The sequence below is a fragment of the Neisseria sp. Marseille-Q2251 genome, assembly GCF_940793045.1.
Lineage (GTDB): Bacteria > Pseudomonadota > Gammaproteobacteria > Burkholderiales > Neisseriaceae > Neisseria.
In genome coordinates, this window is the sequence record NZ_CALNWV010000025.1 from 16,661 (window position 1) to 34,097 (window position 17,437).

Annotated in this window: 13 protein-coding genes; 5 read left to right on the top strand and 8 right to left on the bottom strand. The window is 52.3% G+C overall.

The window, feature by feature from the left end; translation table 11 throughout:
• Nucleotides 1-14 precede the first annotated feature (14 nt).
• The 4 genes from mnmG to AAG834_RS09105 form a co-directional block, all read right to left on the bottom strand.
• Complete coding sequence (gene mnmG / locus AAG834_RS09090) at nucleotides 15-1,910, bottom strand: tRNA uridine-5-carboxymethylaminomethyl(34) synthesis enzyme MnmG (protein ID WP_342031933.1); 1,896 nt, start codon at nucleotides 1,908-1,910, stop codon at nucleotides 15-17.
• 961 nt (nucleotides 1,911-2,871) lie between these two features.
• Nucleotides 2,872-3,201 carry an FKBP-type peptidyl-prolyl cis-trans isomerase gene (locus AAG834_RS09095; RefSeq protein ID WP_003743612.1) on the bottom strand — a complete coding sequence of 110 codons (330 nt, stop codon included), beginning with the start codon at nucleotides 3,199-3,201 and terminating at the stop codon, nucleotides 2,872-2,874.
• Between the two features lie 165 nt (nucleotides 3,202-3,366).
• The gene (locus AAG834_RS09100) at nucleotides 3,367-3,627 is read right to left on the bottom strand and encodes a hypothetical protein (protein ID WP_342031934.1); all 261 of its coding nucleotides are present in this window, start codon (nucleotides 3,625-3,627) and stop codon (nucleotides 3,367-3,369) included.
• 172 nt (nucleotides 3,628-3,799) lie between these two features.
• Complete coding sequence (locus AAG834_RS09105) at nucleotides 3,800-4,018, bottom strand: DUF2061 domain-containing protein (protein ID WP_342031935.1); 219 nt, start codon at nucleotides 4,016-4,018, stop codon at nucleotides 3,800-3,802.
• Nucleotides 4,019-4,147: 129 nt separating this feature from the next.
• Here AAG834_RS09105 and AAG834_RS09110 point away from each other — a divergent pair, with 129 nt between their 5' ends.
• A complete protein-coding gene (locus AAG834_RS09110; protein ID WP_342031936.1) occupies nucleotides 4,148-5,098 on the top strand; it encodes a D-2-hydroxyacid dehydrogenase in 951 nt (316 codons plus the stop codon).
• Between the two features lie 260 nt (nucleotides 5,099-5,358).
• Here AAG834_RS09110 and mnmE read toward each other — a convergent pair whose 3' ends face one another.
• Together mnmE and AAG834_RS09120 are read right to left on the bottom strand one after the other, a co-directional pair.
• Nucleotides 5,359-6,723, bottom strand: coding sequence for a tRNA uridine-5-carboxymethylaminomethyl(34) synthesis GTPase MnmE (gene mnmE / locus AAG834_RS09115; RefSeq protein WP_070602201.1), 1,365 nt, complete (start codon nucleotides 6,721-6,723; stop codon nucleotides 5,359-5,361).
• A 129-nt stretch (nucleotides 6,724-6,852) separates the two neighbouring features.
• Nucleotides 6,853-7,128: a hypothetical protein gene (locus AAG834_RS09120; protein ID WP_003762327.1), complete on the bottom strand. Its 276-nt coding sequence runs from the start codon at nucleotides 7,126-7,128 to the stop codon at nucleotides 6,853-6,855.
• A 223-nt stretch (nucleotides 7,129-7,351) separates the two neighbouring features.
• On the opposite strand from AAG834_RS09120, the gene AAG834_RS09125 reads away from it, so the two are divergent.
• Nucleotides 7,352-7,777 carry a CopD family protein gene (locus AAG834_RS09125; RefSeq protein ID WP_070515038.1) on the top strand — a complete coding sequence of 142 codons (426 nt, stop codon included), beginning with the start codon at nucleotides 7,352-7,354 and terminating at the stop codon, nucleotides 7,775-7,777.
• Nucleotides 7,778-7,831: 54 nt separating this feature from the next.
• The gene (locus AAG834_RS09130; protein WP_070515042.1) at nucleotides 7,832-8,296 is read left to right on the top strand and encodes a CYTH domain-containing protein; all 465 of its coding nucleotides are present in this window, start codon (nucleotides 7,832-7,834) and stop codon (nucleotides 8,294-8,296) included.
• Between the two features lie 276 nt (nucleotides 8,297-8,572).
• Here the strand turns inward: AAG834_RS09130 and AAG834_RS09135 are convergent, their stop codons facing one another.
• Complete coding sequence (locus AAG834_RS09135; RefSeq protein ID WP_070515044.1) at nucleotides 8,573-9,061, bottom strand: dihydrofolate reductase; 489 nt, start codon at nucleotides 9,059-9,061, stop codon at nucleotides 8,573-8,575.
• Between the two features lie 256 nt (nucleotides 9,062-9,317).
• Here AAG834_RS09135 and AAG834_RS09140 point away from each other — a divergent pair, with 256 nt between their 5' ends.
• Nucleotides 9,318-10,208, top strand: a complete 891-nt coding sequence (locus tag AAG834_RS09140; RefSeq protein WP_342031937.1) for a DegV family protein — start codon at nucleotides 9,318-9,320, stop codon at nucleotides 10,206-10,208.
• A 130-nt stretch (nucleotides 10,209-10,338) separates the two neighbouring features.
• On the opposite strand, the gene AAG834_RS09145 is transcribed toward AAG834_RS09140, so the two are convergent.
• Nucleotides 10,339-10,587: a BolA family protein gene (locus tag AAG834_RS09145; RefSeq protein ID WP_029609441.1), complete on the bottom strand. Its 249-nt coding sequence runs from the start codon at nucleotides 10,585-10,587 to the stop codon at nucleotides 10,339-10,341.
• Between the two features lie 573 nt (nucleotides 10,588-11,160).
• Between AAG834_RS09145 and AAG834_RS09150 the strand changes: the two genes are divergently transcribed.
• Nucleotides 11,161-17,437: ESPR-type extended signal peptide-containing protein (locus AAG834_RS09150; protein ID WP_342031938.1), on the top strand; the 6,277-nt coding region annotated here is incomplete at its 3' end.

Here is a 17,437-nt window from a genome sequence, read left to right on the forward strand (position 1 = left end):
ATCTGCGGGTGAGCCTACTTCGCCCCCTTAAACCCGCGCTTCAAATGCACCATCAGCAACGCCACTGCCGCAGGGGTTACGCCGGAAATGCGGCTGGCTTGTCCGACGGTTTCGGGTTTGTGCTGGTTGAGCTTTTGCTGCACTTCGGCGGATAAACCTTTGACTTTGCTGTAATCGATGTCGTCGGGCAGCTTTAAGGTTTCGATGTCGCGGCGGCTGTCGATTTCTTCGTTTTGGCGGTCGATATAGCCTTGGTATTTGACTTGGATTTCGACTTGTTCGATAACTTCGGCGGAGAGGTTTTCAGACGACCTTGCGCCTTCAAGCGTCATCAGTGCGGCGTAGTCGAGGTTCGGGCGGCGCAGGAGGTCGTGCAGGTTGGCTTCGCGGCTGAGTTTTTGTCCGAACACGCGGATTTGTTCGTCTTCGGCGAGTTTTTGCGGCGTGTACCACGTTGTTTTCAAACGTTGGATTTCGCGTTCGATGGCTTCGCGTTTTTCGTTAAACATGCGCCATTGCTCTTCACCCACCAAGCCGATTTTGTAGCCGTCTTCGGTCAGGCGCATATCGGCGTTGTCTTCCCTGAGTTGCAGGCGGTATTCGGCGCGGCTGGTGAACATGCGGTAGGGTTCGTTCACGCCTTTGGTGATGAGGTCGTCCACCAATACGCCGAGATAGGCTTGTTCGCGGCGCAGCAGGAGCGGGTCTTGTTCGCGGACGTATTGCACGGCATTCGCGCCTGCGAGCAGGCCTTGTGCGGCGGCTTCTTCGTAGCCGGTCGTGCCGTTGATTTGTCCGGCGAAGAAGAGGCCTTGGATGGTTTTGGTTTCAAGGCTGGCTTTGAGGTTGCGCGGGTCGAAGTAGTCGTATTCGATGGCGTAGCCGGGGCGCAGGATATGGGCGTTTTCCAGGCCTTTCATACTGCGCACGAGCGCGATTTGGATGTCGAACGGCAGGCTGGTGGAGATACCGTTGGGGTAGTATTCGTTGGTGGTCAGGCCTTCGGGTTCGAGGAAAATCTGGTGGCTGTCTTTGTCGGCAAAGCGGTTGATTTTGTCTTCGATAGACGGGCAGTAGCGCGGGCCGACGCCTTCGATTTTGCCGGTGAACATGGGGCTGCGGTCGAAACCGCTGCGGATGATGTCGTGGGTTTGCAGGTTGGTATGCGTAATCCAGCAGGACACTTGGCGCGGGTGCATTTCGGCGTTGCTGCGCACGGAGAAGACGGGCACGGGCGTGTCGCCGGGCTGTTCGGTGAGCTGGGAGAAATCAATCGTGCGGCCGTCGATGCGCGGCGGCGTGCCGGTTTTCAGACGACCTTGCGGCAGGTTCAATTCGCGCAAACGGCCGCCTAATGATTTGGCGGCGGGGTCGCCGGCGCGGCCGCCTTCGTAGTTTTCCAAACCGATGTGGATTTTGCCGGACAAAAACGTGCCTGCGGTCAGCACGACGGCGCGGGCTTTGAATTCCACGCCCATCGCGGTGATTACGCCTGAAATGCGGTCGCCGTCGAGCGTTACGTCGTCAACCGACTGCTGGAAAAGCTCCAGATTTTCTTGGTTTTCCAGCATTTCGCGGATGGCGGCTTTATACAGGATGCGGTCCGCCTGCGCGCGCGTGGCTCGAACCGCCGCGCCTTTGCTGGCGTTCAGGCGGCGGAACTGGATGCCGGATTTGTCGGTTGCCAACGCCATCGCGCCGCCGAGCGCGTCAAGTTCGCGTACTAAATGTCCTTTGCCGATGCCGCCGATGGAGGGATTGCACGACATTTGTCCGAGCGTTTCGATGTTGTGTGTGAGCAAAAGCGTCTGCGCGCCCATGCGTGCGGCGGCGAGCGCGGCTTCCGTGCCTGCGTGGCCGCCGCCGACGACGATGACGTCGTAGGTTTTGGGGTAAATCATGTGGGTCATGTGTGTCAACGTGCCTAATGGTTTCAGACGACCTCTTTTCTCTGACGGAGGTCGTCTGAAAATATAATGAATTCAAAAATAAACGTGGGATTGTACGCTTTTTCGGGGGGATTTGACAGGTGGAAAGGCGCTTGCGGGTACGGGATGGGGAAAAGGTCGTCTGAAAACAGGGATGAAAGAGTTTCTCTAAAAAACCGAATCTCAAAATTTTCAGACGACCTCGTTTCAACCTGTAACTTACCCCCTCTCCCGTCTGGCGGGAGAGGGTGGCTCTTAGGGCTGCACGAATTCGATTTTGCCTAAACCCACAAAGCCACCCCCATCCTAACCTTCCCCCGCTGGACGGGGGAAGGAACAGGTTGCCTTGTTGCAATCTGTAGCGTGGGCTTTGCCCACGAGATAAATAACATACACGGTTTCCCGATTCAGGTTGTCAGACTGTGGATTTCGTGGGCAAAGCCCACGCTACCTGAGTTATTCCAATCCCGTGTTGATTGAATAAATAAGGTCGTCTGAAAACGGGTGTAGAACGAGTTTCTCTAAAAACCCGAATCTCAAAATTTTCAGACGACCTTGTTTTAACCTGAAATCTACCCCCTCTCCCGTCTGGCGGGAGAGGGTTGGGGAGAGGGTGGCTCTTAGGGTTACACAAATCCGATTTTGCCTAAACCTCACAAAGCCACCCCCATCCTAACCTTCCCCCGCCGGACGGGGGAAGGAACAAGTTGCTGTTGCAGCCACCCGTAGCGTGGGCTTTGCCCACGAGATAAATAACAGACACGGTTTCCCGATTCGGGTTGTCAGACGGTGGATTCGCGGGCAAAGCCCACGCTACAAACTTGAGTTATCCCCAAGCCCGCTTCGACTCAATAAAAAGGTCGTCTAAAAACCTCAAAATTCAGTTTTTAGACGACCTTTCGCTCAGTTCAAAGCAGAAAATCCATCCCAACACCGTCAGGCATTATTCATAAACTTTTAACAGCTCTACTTCAAACACCAACGTTGCGTTAGGCGGAATCACACCGCCGGCGCCGCGTGCGCCGTAGCCCATTTCGGCGGGAATGGTCAGCTTGCGTTTGCCGCCTTCTTTCATGCCGCCGAAACCTTCGTCCCAGCCTTGAATGACCTGACCCACGCCCAGCGTAATCGTCAGCGGCTGACGGCGGTCGAGGCTGGAGTCGAATTTGGTGCCGTCTTCCAGCCAACCGGTGTAATGCACGGTAATTTCTTTACCCTTCACGGCCTCTTTGCCGTGGCCTTCCTGCAAATCTTCAATAATCAAACCGCTCATGTTTTATCCTTTCATAGCGTTTTCAATCAGTTAACAATATCGACTCTTCGATATTCCGCGCTGAAGGGTATCATAGCTGCCGTTTCCGATAAAGCAAAAGGTCGTCTGAAAACGGATGGGTACGTTTTCAGACGACTTTTCAACTTATCGTCAACCGATGGGCAATCAATTTGAGCCGTTTTGCAATGAGCGGGCATAGGTGTCGTTGTAGCCGATGCCGGTGATTTCGCGCACGCCTGTGGCAGGTGCGGTGAATTTCACGCGGTCATCATCTTTACGCATATCGTGCGCGTCGTGATATTCGACTTGGGTTAAGCCCGGAATGGGGCCGGAGTCGTTGGCATGGTTCCATTCAGGAATGCGGCTATCGGCGAAAGATGCGGCGGTGGCTACGGCGATGAGGGAGGTGAAGAATGCTTTTTTCATGATACTTTCCTTATGATGTTGAATATAAACGATGAACTGCATAGGCGTTCAAGCGATGGAAAGCATTTTATTGATTTCTTTTTGATTGATAAATATCTATTTTGTTGAAAGAATATTTACTATTGAGAAACAATATTTCCTAATCCGTTTTCAGACGACCTCCAGTCAAAACTTATCCACAATGGTGCAGCGGCGTAGTCCATTCCTGTTTCACGGTTTTATTCTTTTCGTAGCGTCGCCATGCTTTTTCGTGGAAATAGAAAACGACGGTGTTGGCAAGCGGCTCGACCAGCGCGACTGCGCTTGAGATGCAAATGCTGCCGGTCAAAATATAGGCAACGCCAAACGCGGTGGCGAAATGTAAAATGGCAAAGGTCATGGTTTTAATCATGATGGTTTCCTGATATGGTGATGTCTGTATGATTCGGATAATAACCATTCTCAACTATGCCGTATATTTTGAATATTTTATCTGATGTTAGTTTATTTAAATCATTATTTTATTTTTGATAGGTGAAATATGAATCCACTGTGCATTGCCGTTCTCGACCGCGACACGCTTGCCGACCGTCCGTTTGACTTTGATTTTCCGCATACTTTAAGCAGCTATGGTTCGACTGAGGCGCATCAGACCGCCGAGCGCATACAGGGCGCGGACATCATCATTACCAACAAAGTCGTGATTTCCGCCGAACACATCGCCGCCAACCCGCAGCTCAAACTGATTGCGCTAGCCGCGACGGGCGTCAACAATGTTGACCTTGCTGCCGCCAAGCAAGCGGGCGTGAGCGTGTGCAACATCCGCGCTTACGGCAATGAATCCGTGGCGGAACACGCGTTTATGATGATGATTACCCTGATGCGCAACCTGCCTGCCTATCAGCGAGACGTTGCAGCAGGCTTGTGGGAAAACTCGCCGTTTTTCTGCCACCTCGGCGCACCGATGCGCGATTTAAACGGTAAAACACTGGCGATTTTCGGTCGCGGCAACATCGGACAGACGCTGGCAACTTATGCACAGGCGTTCAAAATGAAGGTCGTGTTTGTCGAACACAAACACGCCGAAACCGTCCGCGACGGCTACGTTTCCTTTGACGAAGCCGTCCGCACTGCCGACGCGCTGTCGCTGCATTGCCCGCTCACGCCGGAAACGGCAAATATGATAGGCGAAGCCGAATTGCAGCAGATGAAGCCCAGCGCCGTCATCATCAACTGTGGACGCGGCGGACTGGTGGACGAACACGCGCTCATCGCCGCCTTGAAATACGGGCAAATCGGCGGGGCAGGTTTTGACGTGTTAACACAAGAGCCGCCGCGCGACGGCAACCCTCTGCTGAAAGCCCGACTGCCCAACCTCATTGTCACGCCACACATTGCATGGGCAAGCCAAGAGGCCGCCAACCGTCTGTTTGACATCCTTGTGGACAACATCAACCGCTTCGTCGCGGGCAATCCGCAGAATTTGGTTTGACGCTGACAATCCTAGCCCTGTTGATAATTTTGTGAACAATTTAGAAGGTCGTCTGAAAATTTTCAGACGACCTTTTGTATATTGATATTTTTCAATAGATTAGGTTTGATTTGATTAAATTGGAGCGGGGTTCGGATTGTGGATAAGTTGTGAGCAATCCGTGGATTTTATTAAAAACCGATGTTTTGAAACGGCAAAGGTCGTCTGAAACCTGAATCTTGGTTTTCAGACGACCTTTCGCATATGGATAAGGTTTAATCTTATTTGCCGATGCAGAAACGCGAGAAAATCACGCCCAGCAAATCGTCAGCGGTGAATTCGCCGGTGATTTCGCTGCACGCGTTTTGGGCGAGGCGCAGGTGTTCGGCGAAAAGCTCGATTTGGTTGTTGCCGCAAAGGGCGGCGTTTTCCAGCTCGGCTTCGGCTTCGTGCAAGGCGTTGAGGTGGCGGCTGCGGGCGAGGAACAGGCTTTCGCTTTCGCCCTGCCAGCCGACTTCTTGTAAGAGCGCGTGTTTGAGCAAGTCGAGGCCGGCGCCGGTTTTGGCGGACAGGCTGATGACGGTGTCCGCGCCGGTTTGCGCGAGGCCGTCTGAACGGACGGCGACGGGTTCGCCGGTCAGGTCGGCTTTGTTGTGGATTTCGATTTTTTTCAAACCTTCGGGCAGGCTGTTCAAAATGGCTTGGGTTTTGGCGTTCACGCCTTCGCGCGGGTCAATCAGAATCAGGGCGACATCGGCTTCGGAGACGGCTTTGCGGCTGCGCTCGATGCCGATTTGTTCGACCACGTCGTCGGTTTCGCGCAGGCCGGCGGTGTCGATGATGTGGACGGGCACGCCGTCGAGGGTGATTTGTTCGCGCACGGTGTCGCGGGTGGTGCCGGCGATGTCGGTTACGATGGCGATGTCGTCGCCCGCCAAGGCGTTGAGCAGGCTGGATTTGCCGACGTTGGGCGCGCCGACGAGGACGACGTTCATGCCTTCGCGCAAAATCGCGCCTTGTTCCGCGCTGGCGAGGACGGTTTTCAGACGACCTTGCAGAGCTTGGAGCTTGCCGCGCGCGTCGGCGGCTTCGAGAAAATCGATATCTTCTTCGGGGAAGTCCAGCGTGGCTTCAACCAGCATCCGCAGGGTAATAAGGTCGTCCACCAGCTCGTGTATGTGTTGGGAAAACGCGCCTTTGAGCGAACGCAACGCCATGCGTGCGGCGGATTTGCTGGAGGCGTCGATGAGGTCGGCGACGCTTTCGGCTTGGGCAAGGTCGAGTTTGTTGTTGAGGAAGGCGCGTTTGGTAAATTCGCCCGGCTCCGCCATGCGCGCACCCAGTTCGAGACAGCGCGAGAGCAGCATGTCCATTACGACGGGGCCACCGTGTCCCTGCAATTCAATCACATCTTCGCCGGTGAAGCTGGCGGGGGCGGAGAAGTAGAGCAGGATGCCGTTGTCTATCGGCTGTCCGTCGCCGCCGAGAAAGTCGGTGTAAAGCGCGGTGCGCGGTTTGGGCGTTTTGCCGCCGCTGAGGGTTTGCGCCAAAGGCAGCAGGTTTTTGCCGGAAAGACGGATCACGCCGACGCCGCCGCGTCCGGGTGCGGTGGCGATGGCGGCGATGGTGGGTTGGGATGCGGACATGGCTGGCTCGTATCGGAAATTTAATGGACGGTATTATATAGTGATTTCACAATGATAAAGGTCGTCTGAAAACCTTGATTTTGGTTTTCAGACGACCTTTTTGTCTTTTTCTTCAATGAGCCGGAAGGATTAACGTTTTTTCTTGGCGTTTTTCTTTTCGGCGGCGGCAAGGCGCATGGCGACGAATTCGACCATCAGCTCTTTTTTCGTCCAGAAGAAGTTTTTCATTTTTTCCAGAGAATAGATTTTGCGAACCATCATGGGCAGGCCGGCATGGATGATGGCGGCGACTTCGCCGTTGCGGGTTTCGTCCGCCATGGCGGTTTTGAGGTCGGTCTGGTTGGCGGCGAGGTAGTCGCCGAGTTGTTTTTGAACGCTGGTGCTGATTTCAAATTGCTTAATCATGTTTTCTTTCCGTTTTGTGTTTGTTCCGCGAGGTATGGCGGCTATTAGTTTTAATTACATGCGCATTTTAACAAAGTTTAATCTTATTGCATATCGACTGTGCGAAATTATGACGTAATTTACAATTTTTCGGGCGTAAAACAGACAGTCGTTGATATAAAGAAAACAGCCGCTGCGGTTTGGCGGGTAAAATACGCGTTTTCGAGCGTGAGGTCGTCTGAAAATGTATTTGTGGTTTAAGCTCTTGCATGTGTTTTTTGTGATTTCGTGGTTTGCCGGTCTGTTTTACCTGCCGCGTATTTTTGTGAATCTGGCGCAGGTCGAAGCGGCGGAGCAGCCGGTGGAATATGAGCGGCTCTCGGCGATGTCGCGGCGGCTGTATAAGTTTATGTCGCCGTTGGGATTCGGGACGCTGGTGTGCGGCATTTTGATTCCGTTTGTTACGGGTTGGTGGGGGCAAGGCTGGCTGCATGTAAAGCTTTTGATGGGCCTGCTGCTTTTGGCTTATCAATTTTATTGCGGCGCGCTGCTGCGCGGCTTTGAGGAAAAACGCAATACGCATTCGCACAAGTGGTACAGGGTGTTTAACGAAGTGCCCGTATTGATGATGGTTGTTGCTTTGTATATGGTGGTGTTCAAGCCGTTTTGATGTGTTTGTAAAACCTGTTTTCAGACGACCTTCTTTTATATTGGAATCAAACAGATGACTATTGAAATCGAACGCCGTTTCCTGTTGAAAAACGATGATTGGAAGCGCGAAGCCTCTGCGCCGCAGGTGTTGCAGCAGGGCTATTTGAGCGTGGAAAAAGAGCGCACCATCCGCGTGCGCATTATTGACGACAAGGCTTGGCTGACTTTGAAAGGCTATATTTCGGATGTCAGCCGCAGCGAGTTTGAATACGAAATTCCTTTGGCGCACGCGCAGCAGATGATGGAGACGATGTGTCCGTTTAAGATGGAAAAACACCGTTATCGGGTGGAGTTTAAAGGTTTTGTGTTTGAAATCGACGAGTATTTCGGCGACAACGAGCCTTTGGTGGTGGCGGAACTTGAGCTGCCTGCGGAAGATACGCCCTTTGAAAAACCGGACTGGCTGGGCGCGGAGATTACGTCGGAAGGAAAATTTACCAATGCGTATTTGAGCAAACATCCTTATTCGACTTGGTAGGCGGGTTGGGGAACAACGGCACGCCGCTGATACTGGTCGCGGATTGTAGCGTGGGCTTTGCCCGCGGAAAATGGCTTGGACGATTGTCCGGTTCGGGATTTGATCGGCAGATTCGCGGGCGAAGCCCACGCTACGGTTGGCTTAATTTAATTCGCTATATCGGCTGTTTGAGAATCACAAAGGTCGTCTGAAAACCGGTTTTCAGACGACCTTTGTGATTTTATTGATTCATCGCATCGCTGGCGGACGGTTTGACGGCAAACCGCCTGTTTTCGTTTATCGGATGCGGGTGTAATGGACGAATGCGTAACCTGTGCCGTTGGCAGAAGTGTGGGTTTCGCGGGCTGCTTCGCGCCATTCTGACGGCGAAAATTCAGGGAAAAACGCATCGCCTTGTACGCTCAATGCCACTTCGGTAATCCGTAAATCGCTGGCGAGCGGCAGGGCTTGGGCATAGATTTGTGCGCCGCCCATGATGGTGATTTCTTCCACAGCCGCACATAATGCCAACGCTTCTTCAAGGCTGCCGACGGTTTCCGCGCCTTCCGCTGTATAACCTGCCTGACGGCTGATGACGATATTGCGGCGTCCGGGCAGCGGCTTGCGGGGTAGGGATTCCCAAGTTTTCCGCCCCATCACGACGGGTTTGTTGAGGGTATAGGATTTGAAAAATGCGAAGTCCTCGGGCAAGTGCCAAGGCATGGTGTTGTTGATGCCTATGCAACGGTCGGGTGCGCAGGCGGCAATAAGGGTGATTTTCTGCATGGGATAGTCTTTTGATTGATAAGTAGATGTATTGTAAACGATATGTAAACGCCGGTGTTCAAAACGAGGCGTAAAAACCATATGGCAATGAATGATGACTATTATTTTAGAATATAGTGTTTAGTTTCAAAATAATGTTCAAAACTATTAATATATAGACAAAAATTTACATACCGTTTATCATTAAAATAGACCGCTTAGATGGTCCTTTATTTATTTGAGATTTTGCATTGTTTGATGCACAAGGGAGCAGTGTATGACAGGCTCTTATGCCTTATATCGTTGCGCGGTATTGTCCACGTCGAGTGGCTCTTTGTCGGACATACTTGATCGGGACAGCCCGATTCAGATTCTGCATCTGAATGTATTTATGGAACAACAAGAGTTCGCTGACGGACTGGAAATCAGCAATGAAGAATATTGCAATTGGCGCCGCGAGCATTTGGACAGCGATGTTTCTACAACACCGCCGTCGTCTGAAGATTTATTGAGGACTTTTCAATATTTGGTCGGCCAGGGTTATCACGAAGCCATCGTGACGACGTTGAGCCACAAATTAAGTGATTCTGCCGATATGGTGCGTCAAGTTGCCGAGCAGGTCCCACAGTTGAAAGTTCATGTCGTCGATACAGGGACATGCTGCATGCCCGAAGGCTTTTTTGCTTTGGAAGCAGACCGCCTGTTGCGCGAAGGAAAAACGCCGACGGAAATCGTTGCTTACTTGGAAGGTTTAAAAGAACGTTGCAACATCATTTTCGGACTGTCCACAATCAAATCTCTTGTCGGCAGCGGCACGATGGCAAGATTGGGCGCTTCGTTGTGCGACTGGTTGGGGCTGCGCGCCGTATTGCGCTTTTCGCAAGATCAGTTGTGCCGGGTCGAATCCACTTCCGATGACGAAAAAATGTTTGATGCCATCATCGACCAAGTGTTGAAACTGATGCAAGGCAAAAACAGGGAACAATTTATCCTCGGCGGTCTTTATACGGGCGAACGCGACCGGTATCGGATATTTGCAGAACGCTTCTTCAAGCGGACCGGTATCTGCTTGGATGATGGCGTTCCCGTATCGCCGGTGGTGGCGGTGCACGTCGGCATCTGCGGCGTCGGCGTCGGCATGGTCGAAAAACTCGAAGCAGCGGCATAAGGAGCAACACTGAATCTGCCTGCATTCCTGATGCTTATTAAGCGGCAATTCAACATTGTGTAAATTAAAAAAGGTCGTCTGAAACTCCGATTCAGGTTTCAGACGACCTTTTTTTGTCTGAGCTAACGACTTATTGCTGCTTCGCCGCCCATTCCGCAGGCGTGGCGGCAACGGAAATCGACAGCGCGTGCAATTCGTTGCTGGCCAGTTGCGCCTTCAGACCGTCTTTGATCAGGCGGTGGCGGGCGAGGCGGGCTTTGCCTTCAAACTCGGAAGAGACGATGACGGCGAAGAAGTGATGTCCGTCGCCTTCGACTTCGACGTGTTCGCAAGCGGCGACGCCTTCAATCAGCGATTTGACTTGTTCTGGGGTAAGCATTTGTATTCCTTGTTTCAAAAACATTGCGGCATTATACAGAATAATGCCGCTTAACATCGCCAACTTACTGAAGATGGCATCCGAAACATAATTCATTAATATTGAATTAAATAAGTTTTACAGAGGTCGTCTGAAACGTTTTCAGACGACCTCTTTTCTTATTTTTGGATTCTGAATACTTAAAAATATCATTTTTTCAGTACGGATGAATTCAGGTAAAAAGGGTTTTGGCATATAAATTGCTTTCAGATAAAAAGATAAAGTTTCGCTTTAATTGCAAAATAAAGTTAAGAAAATAGAAGTCATCAAAGATAATCGGATAGATAAATAGCCAAAAGGTCGACAAACAATGTTTGGGAGATTGTTATCTGAGGTATAGATAAATCCTGAAATTTGTTTGAAAGTGACAATATGCGTCATATCCGTTGAATAAATTTTGCAATCGAAATATCGGTATCAAATACGATATTTTCATTTTTGGTTATTGGATTGGATGTTTGAAAAGCAGGTTATTCCATCAGTTCAATAATATATTAAGTTTATTTGTTTAACATTTTAAATCAGAGAGTCAGCATGAATAAAATCTATCGTGTCGTATGGAACGAAACCACACAGACGTGGAACGCGGTGGCAGAATTTGCCAAAGCGCATGGGAAAACAGCTTCATCAGGCATAGGCGGTATTGTTGCCTCCGCAGGCGTGCGCTTCGCGTTTACCGCCATCATGTCCGGTCTGCTGCTTGCCAGCGGTCAAGCTATGGCCGCAGAAAATAGCGGCAAAACCCTTGCCAATGGTAAAGCTGTTGCCGAGGCTGTCGAAGGTACCGAATATAACACCTGCTATTTCGATACCGTCAGCTACAACGTGGTCTGCGGCGACGATAGTACAAAAGCCTTGGATGTCGTACCGGGAGTCACACCCAAACAAGGCAAGTCCGTCGTGATGGGACAAGGGGCATCTTCCAAAGGAGAAACCAATGTCGTTATCGGTGCCAATTCTTCCACTGCGGGTCCGAGTGATGAGCCGTCCCGTGCAACCGGTGCGATTGCCATTGGTGCAGCGGCAAGTGCCAATCACAACCAATCTATCGCCATGGGTCAGACGGCATCGGCAAAAGGTGAGGCTGATGTCAGTATCGGAAAATTGGCAGGCGATACCGTTTCTTCCGGCGGCCGCAATATTTCCATTGGCGAGAGCGCACTGAAAGGCGGTTCGGGAGTCAATAATGTCATCGCCATCGGTTCGTCGGCGGGCGTTGATTCCAACAGCAGTCATTCGGTTTATATCGGAACCGGTGCGACCGGTAAGGAACATAAAAACGTTTCCATCGGATATTTGGCGAACACCAAAAGCGGCAGTATTGCAGTTGGTGACAACTCAAATGCGCAGGGCAGTTCGTCCGTTGCCATCGGTACCAAATCCGTTGTAACCGATGTAGCATCTAATGGCGTTGCCATTGGTTTCAATTCCACTACTTCGGGATTGAGTGCTGTTGCCATCGGTGGTTCAAGTTCGATCGGTAAAGGTGCCAATGCATCGGGTCCTGCCAGCCTGGCAATAATGGGTACTGCCGTCGCTTCTGCACAGCGTGCCATCTCCATAGGCGAATTTACGGTCGGTTCAGGAGCTTATGGTATTGCCATCGGCGGTAAAGCAAATGCACAGGGCACGTCCTCCATCGCGATTGGCGGCAGTCAGGCGACGGACAAAGCGACGAACGCAACCGGTAATTTCTCAACTGCTATCGGTTATGGTGCCAAGACCGTCAATCATGATACCACTGCCGTCGGTAAAAACAGCACGGCAAACGGCCTGCGCGCGACAGCCTTTGGCGTGGACAGCAATGCAGGTGCTGAAAACGCCTTGGCTGCTGGTCCGCAAACCACCGCTTCTGCCAAAGGCGCGATTGCCGTCGGTTTTGCCACTCAGGCAACCGGTTTGAGCAGCATCGCAGTCGGTAAGGAAGCCATTGCTACTACAGAGACTTCTACTTCGCTCGGTCAAAACAGCAAAGCGACTGCCAACAACGCCGTTGCCATCGGTAACAAAGCCGTAGCGGCAGGTACGGGCAATATCGTAGTGGGTACAAACGCGGGCGTATACGACGATGCCGTTTCCGCAGGACGCAAGGTCGGCGCGGACACCGTCTATATCGGCGCGGACAGCGGTCGCAATGCCTATACCAATGAACGTCAAATCTCCATCGGTAAAGGTACGGGCAACAACGCTACCGGCGTGGATAACATCGCCCTTGGTCTAAGTTCCGGTGCATTTGTGGTTGGCGCGAACAACGTCGCCATCGGTAGGGAAGCAGGCATGGGTACGGATGCCCAAAAACTGAGCGTCACTTCCACTGTCGCCATCGGTGAAGCTGCAAAAGGCAGCTTCAGCAACACCGTAGCCATCGGTAAAACGGCCTTGGCAGAAAAAGAATCCGCAGTTGCCGTCGGTATGGTTTCCAAAGCCAGCGGCGACAATTCCGTCGCCATCGGTAAGACTGCCAATGCCAGCGCACACGAAACTGTTGCTATCGGTCACGAGACTGTTGCCGGAGCCGTTTCTTCCGTCGCTGTCGGTCAGCGTGCCAACGCATCGGGTAGTGAGGCGGTCGCATTGGGTATCGATTCCAATGCCTCCGGTCGTTTTGCCGTAGCCATCGGTAACATGGCGAAGGTAACCAACAGCAAGCTCAACGGCATTGCCATCGGCAGCAATGCTGTCGCTTCAGAAGACTATGCAATGGCGATGGGTCTTGACACCCAAGCAACGGGCAACAGCTCGATTGCCTTTGGTAATACGACTAAAGCACTTGCAGCAGAAGCTATTGCTATCGGTCATTCCGCCAATGCTGCGGAAGGCAATACTGTCGCCTTGGGTGTATCTGCGACTTCGGCAAAAGCAGGTGCGGTTACTTTGGGTGCATACACCAAAGCTGATGCTGTCAAAGCACTTGCCTTGGGTTACGAATCCCATGCCGTCAATGAAAACGATGTTGCTTTGGGTGGCGGCAGTTTGACCGAAGCGCATCACAATGGCGATTACACACTGAACGGTAACTACACAGCTGCCGGTACATGGTCTTACGGTACGGTTTCCGTCGGTAAAGTCGATGCAACCACCCCTGCCAACAACTTCACCCGTCAAATTCAAAACGTCTCTGCGGGTGTCATCAGCGCAACCAGCACCGACGCCATCAACGGCAGCCAGCTTTACGCGACCAATTCTTACCTGCTCAACTTGGGTAACAACGTCAAAAACGCCTTGGGCGGCAGTACCCAAATCGACGATGCAGGCAACCTGACCCTGAACAATTTGGGCGGTACAGGCAAAGCCAATGTTCACGACGCTTTGGAAGCGATGAACAATAAAATCGACCAATTGGGTGGCGGCAGCTCCAGCCATTTTTACAGCGTTAATACGGCCTCTGATACCCGAGGCAACTACAACAATGACGGTGCAACCGGATTGGATGCTCTGGCAGCAGGTGCGGACGCGCAGGCAGCGGGCGATTTTGCCGTAGCCGTCGGTACAGGCGCGCAGGCGGTAATTTCCAACTCTATCGCCATCGGTAAAAACGCCTCCGTCGATGCAGATACCGCCTCCGTTGCCGCCGTCAACGGTGCGACCAAAGGTGAAGGCTCCGTTGCCATCGGTGCGAACACCAAAGCCAGCGGCACCAACGCTACCGCCGTCGGTCAAGCGTCCAACGCCTACGGTCAAAACTCCTTCGCAGGCGGTCAGTCTTCCAAAGCATTGGGCAAATCCAGCGTAGCGGTTGGTGACGGCGCAATCGCCAACCAAGATTCCTCCACCGCAATCGGCGCATACAGCCAGTCCACGGCGGCAGGTGCGACCGCGTTAGGCTTCAATACCCGCGCAACCGCTTCCGGTACTGTCGCGGCAGGTCGCAACAGCAAAGCCACTTCCAACAATGCTTTGGCATTGGGTAACGAAGCAGACGCGCAAAAAGACGACACCATCGCCATCGGCTACAACGCCCAAGCCACGCAAAACCGTGCCGTAGCCTTCGGTAAAAATGCCAAAGCCACCGCAGGCGACACCTTTGCCTTCGGTGATGCGGCAAAAGCTTCTGCAAGCAACGCTATTGCGCTCGGTAAAAACGCCAATGCCGCTCATGCAGACTCCATCGCATTGGGTGTCAATTCCGCAACTGAAGCAGCCGTTCAGACGACCTCTGCTACCGTTGGCGGTCTGACCTTCGGCAACTTTGCAGGTAACGCACCTTCATCCACACTCAGCATCGGCACGGCAGGCAAAGAGCGTACGATTACCAACGTCGCCGCAGGCCGCATCAGCGACAGTAGCACCGACGCAGTAAACGGCAGCCAGCTTTATGCGACTCAAAACGTCATGAACAACATCGGTAAGAGCGCAGTCGGCGTATTGGGTGGAAACGCAGCCATTGCAAATAACGGCACTATTAAGATGACTGACATTGGCGGTACGGGTGAAAGCACTATTCATGATGCCATTGCTTCTATCAACAAAGCCTCTTACAAATCGTTCAAGCTGAATACGGCTAAAACCAACAATACCAATGGTGTTGCTGAAAACTATTCTTTGGAAGAAATTACCAATGGTGCGACCATTACGCTGGAAGCAGGTCAAAATATCCGTTTGAGCCAAAATAAAGGCGCAGTCAGCATCAATACAGTTGATGCTCCGACTTTTGCAGGCAAAATTACTGCAAATGGCGGTCTGGATATGGCAAACAACAAGATTATCAATGTTGCCAAAGGTAGCGATCCGTCTGATGCAGTGAATTTTGAGCAGTTATCGGATGCAATTAAAAACGTCCATGTAACTACATTGACTACGGTTAGTAATTCAACACCGTTCTCCTATATTGGTTCCAACGGCAAAATGTTGAGACGCGAAGTAGCCATTGATCCAAATACGCAAACACGCACCGTTAAGTTTGTCGATGTAGAGGATAACACTGACTATACAGGCAATGACGTAACGATTGCCGCATTGAATCCGACCGACCCTCAAACCTCGACTCCGACGACTATCGGTAATGTTAAAGATGGTCAGAAGCAAAACGATGCGGTAAACGTATCCCAGCTGGACAAAGTTGCCAAAGTACTTGGCACACAGGTTAATCCTGCTGACGGCTCTATTACTGCACCGAATTACACAGTTATTTCCGGCAATCCTGATAGTAGCAGCGTAGCGACTTACCATACTGTCGGAGAAGCATTAAGTGCGTTAAGCGATGCAGCACGCACACCGCTGACGTTTGCCGCTGATGCCGGTACGCCCTCAACTCGACGTTTGGGCAGCACTGTCACCGTTAAAGGCGGTGAAGCCGATGCAACCAAACTGTCCGACAGTAACAACATTGGTGTGGTTTCAGACGACACTACCGGCACACTCAACGTCAAACTAGCGAAAGAGCTGAAAGGTCTGACCTCGTCTGAATTCATCGACGCAGCAGGCGGCAAAACCACCGTTTCTGCAGACGGCGTGACCGTCGGCACGGCGGCAAACCCCGTCAAACTGACGACCGAAGGTCTGTCTAACGGCGGTAAGAAAGCAACCGACATCGCTGCCGGTGTGAACAATACCGACGCCGTCAACGTCAGCCAGCTCACTCCGTTGGCAACCGCATTGGGCGCAACCGTCAATCCGACTACCGGCGCAGTTGAAGTACCGAATCTGGTCGTAACCAAAACCGACGGTACGCAGGCTGCACCTGTCAACACCGTACAAGGCGCGTTGGACAACATCGGTACCGAGCTGCAAAAAGGCCTGACTTTCGGCGGCGACAACGCAGACAAGAATTTCGAGCGCAAACTCGGCAACCAAGTCTTGGTTAAAGGCGGTGCGGATGCGGCGAAACTGTCCGACAACAACATCGGCGTGGTTTCAGACGACCTTAACGGTACGCTCAACGTCAAACTTGCCAAAGATTTGCAAGGTTTGAACAGCGCACGGTTCGATACCGACGGCAGCTCCACGACCATCAATGGCGGCAACGTTACCTTGGTTGGAAAAGACGGTGAAGTCAACGCTTCGACAGCCGAAGGCAATACTTTGACCGACAAGGCAGGCAATACCACCAAATCCGTTGCGGGCAATATCGAGCTGACCGAAGCGAGCGGCAATACCAACTTGCTGAACGCAAAAGGCATAGAATTGAGCAATACCGACGGCGGCCACAGCGCGTTTAAAGCCGACGGCAGCAGCATTTCCGACAAAGACGGCAACAAAGTCGACACTACGGCAACCGGCATCACCCTGACACCGGCACCAAACAGCGGCAAACAAGCTGTCAGCCTGACCAAAGACGGTCTGGACAACGGCGGCAATAAAATCGCCAACGTCGCCGCAGGCGAGGCAGATACCGACGCCGTCAACGTTGCCCAGTTGAAAGCCAATTCAGGTCGTGTAGAAAGCGGCGACGACAACATCGTCGTCGAAACCGACAAAACAGGCGGTTCTAACGTTTACAAAGTTTCTACCGCTAAAGACCTGAAGGCTGACAGCCTGACCGCAGGCGAGACCGTTGTGAACAACAGCGGCGTAACCGTCGGCGACAAAGTGGCGCTGGGCAAAGACGGTCTGAAAGCAGGCGATGTGAACATCACTGCCGACGGCATCGACGCCGGCAATAAAGCCATCAGCAACGTAGCCAAAGGTACGGCAGCCACCGATGCCGTCAACGTCGCCCAGTTGAACGAACAACTCGCCGCCACCGAAAAAACCACCACCGTCGTTGCCGGTAAGAACGTTACCGTCAGCGAAAAAGTGGACGGCAACAACACCGAGTACACCGTCAACGCCGACAAGACCACCCTCAGCCAAGCGGCGGGCGGTGCGGTTA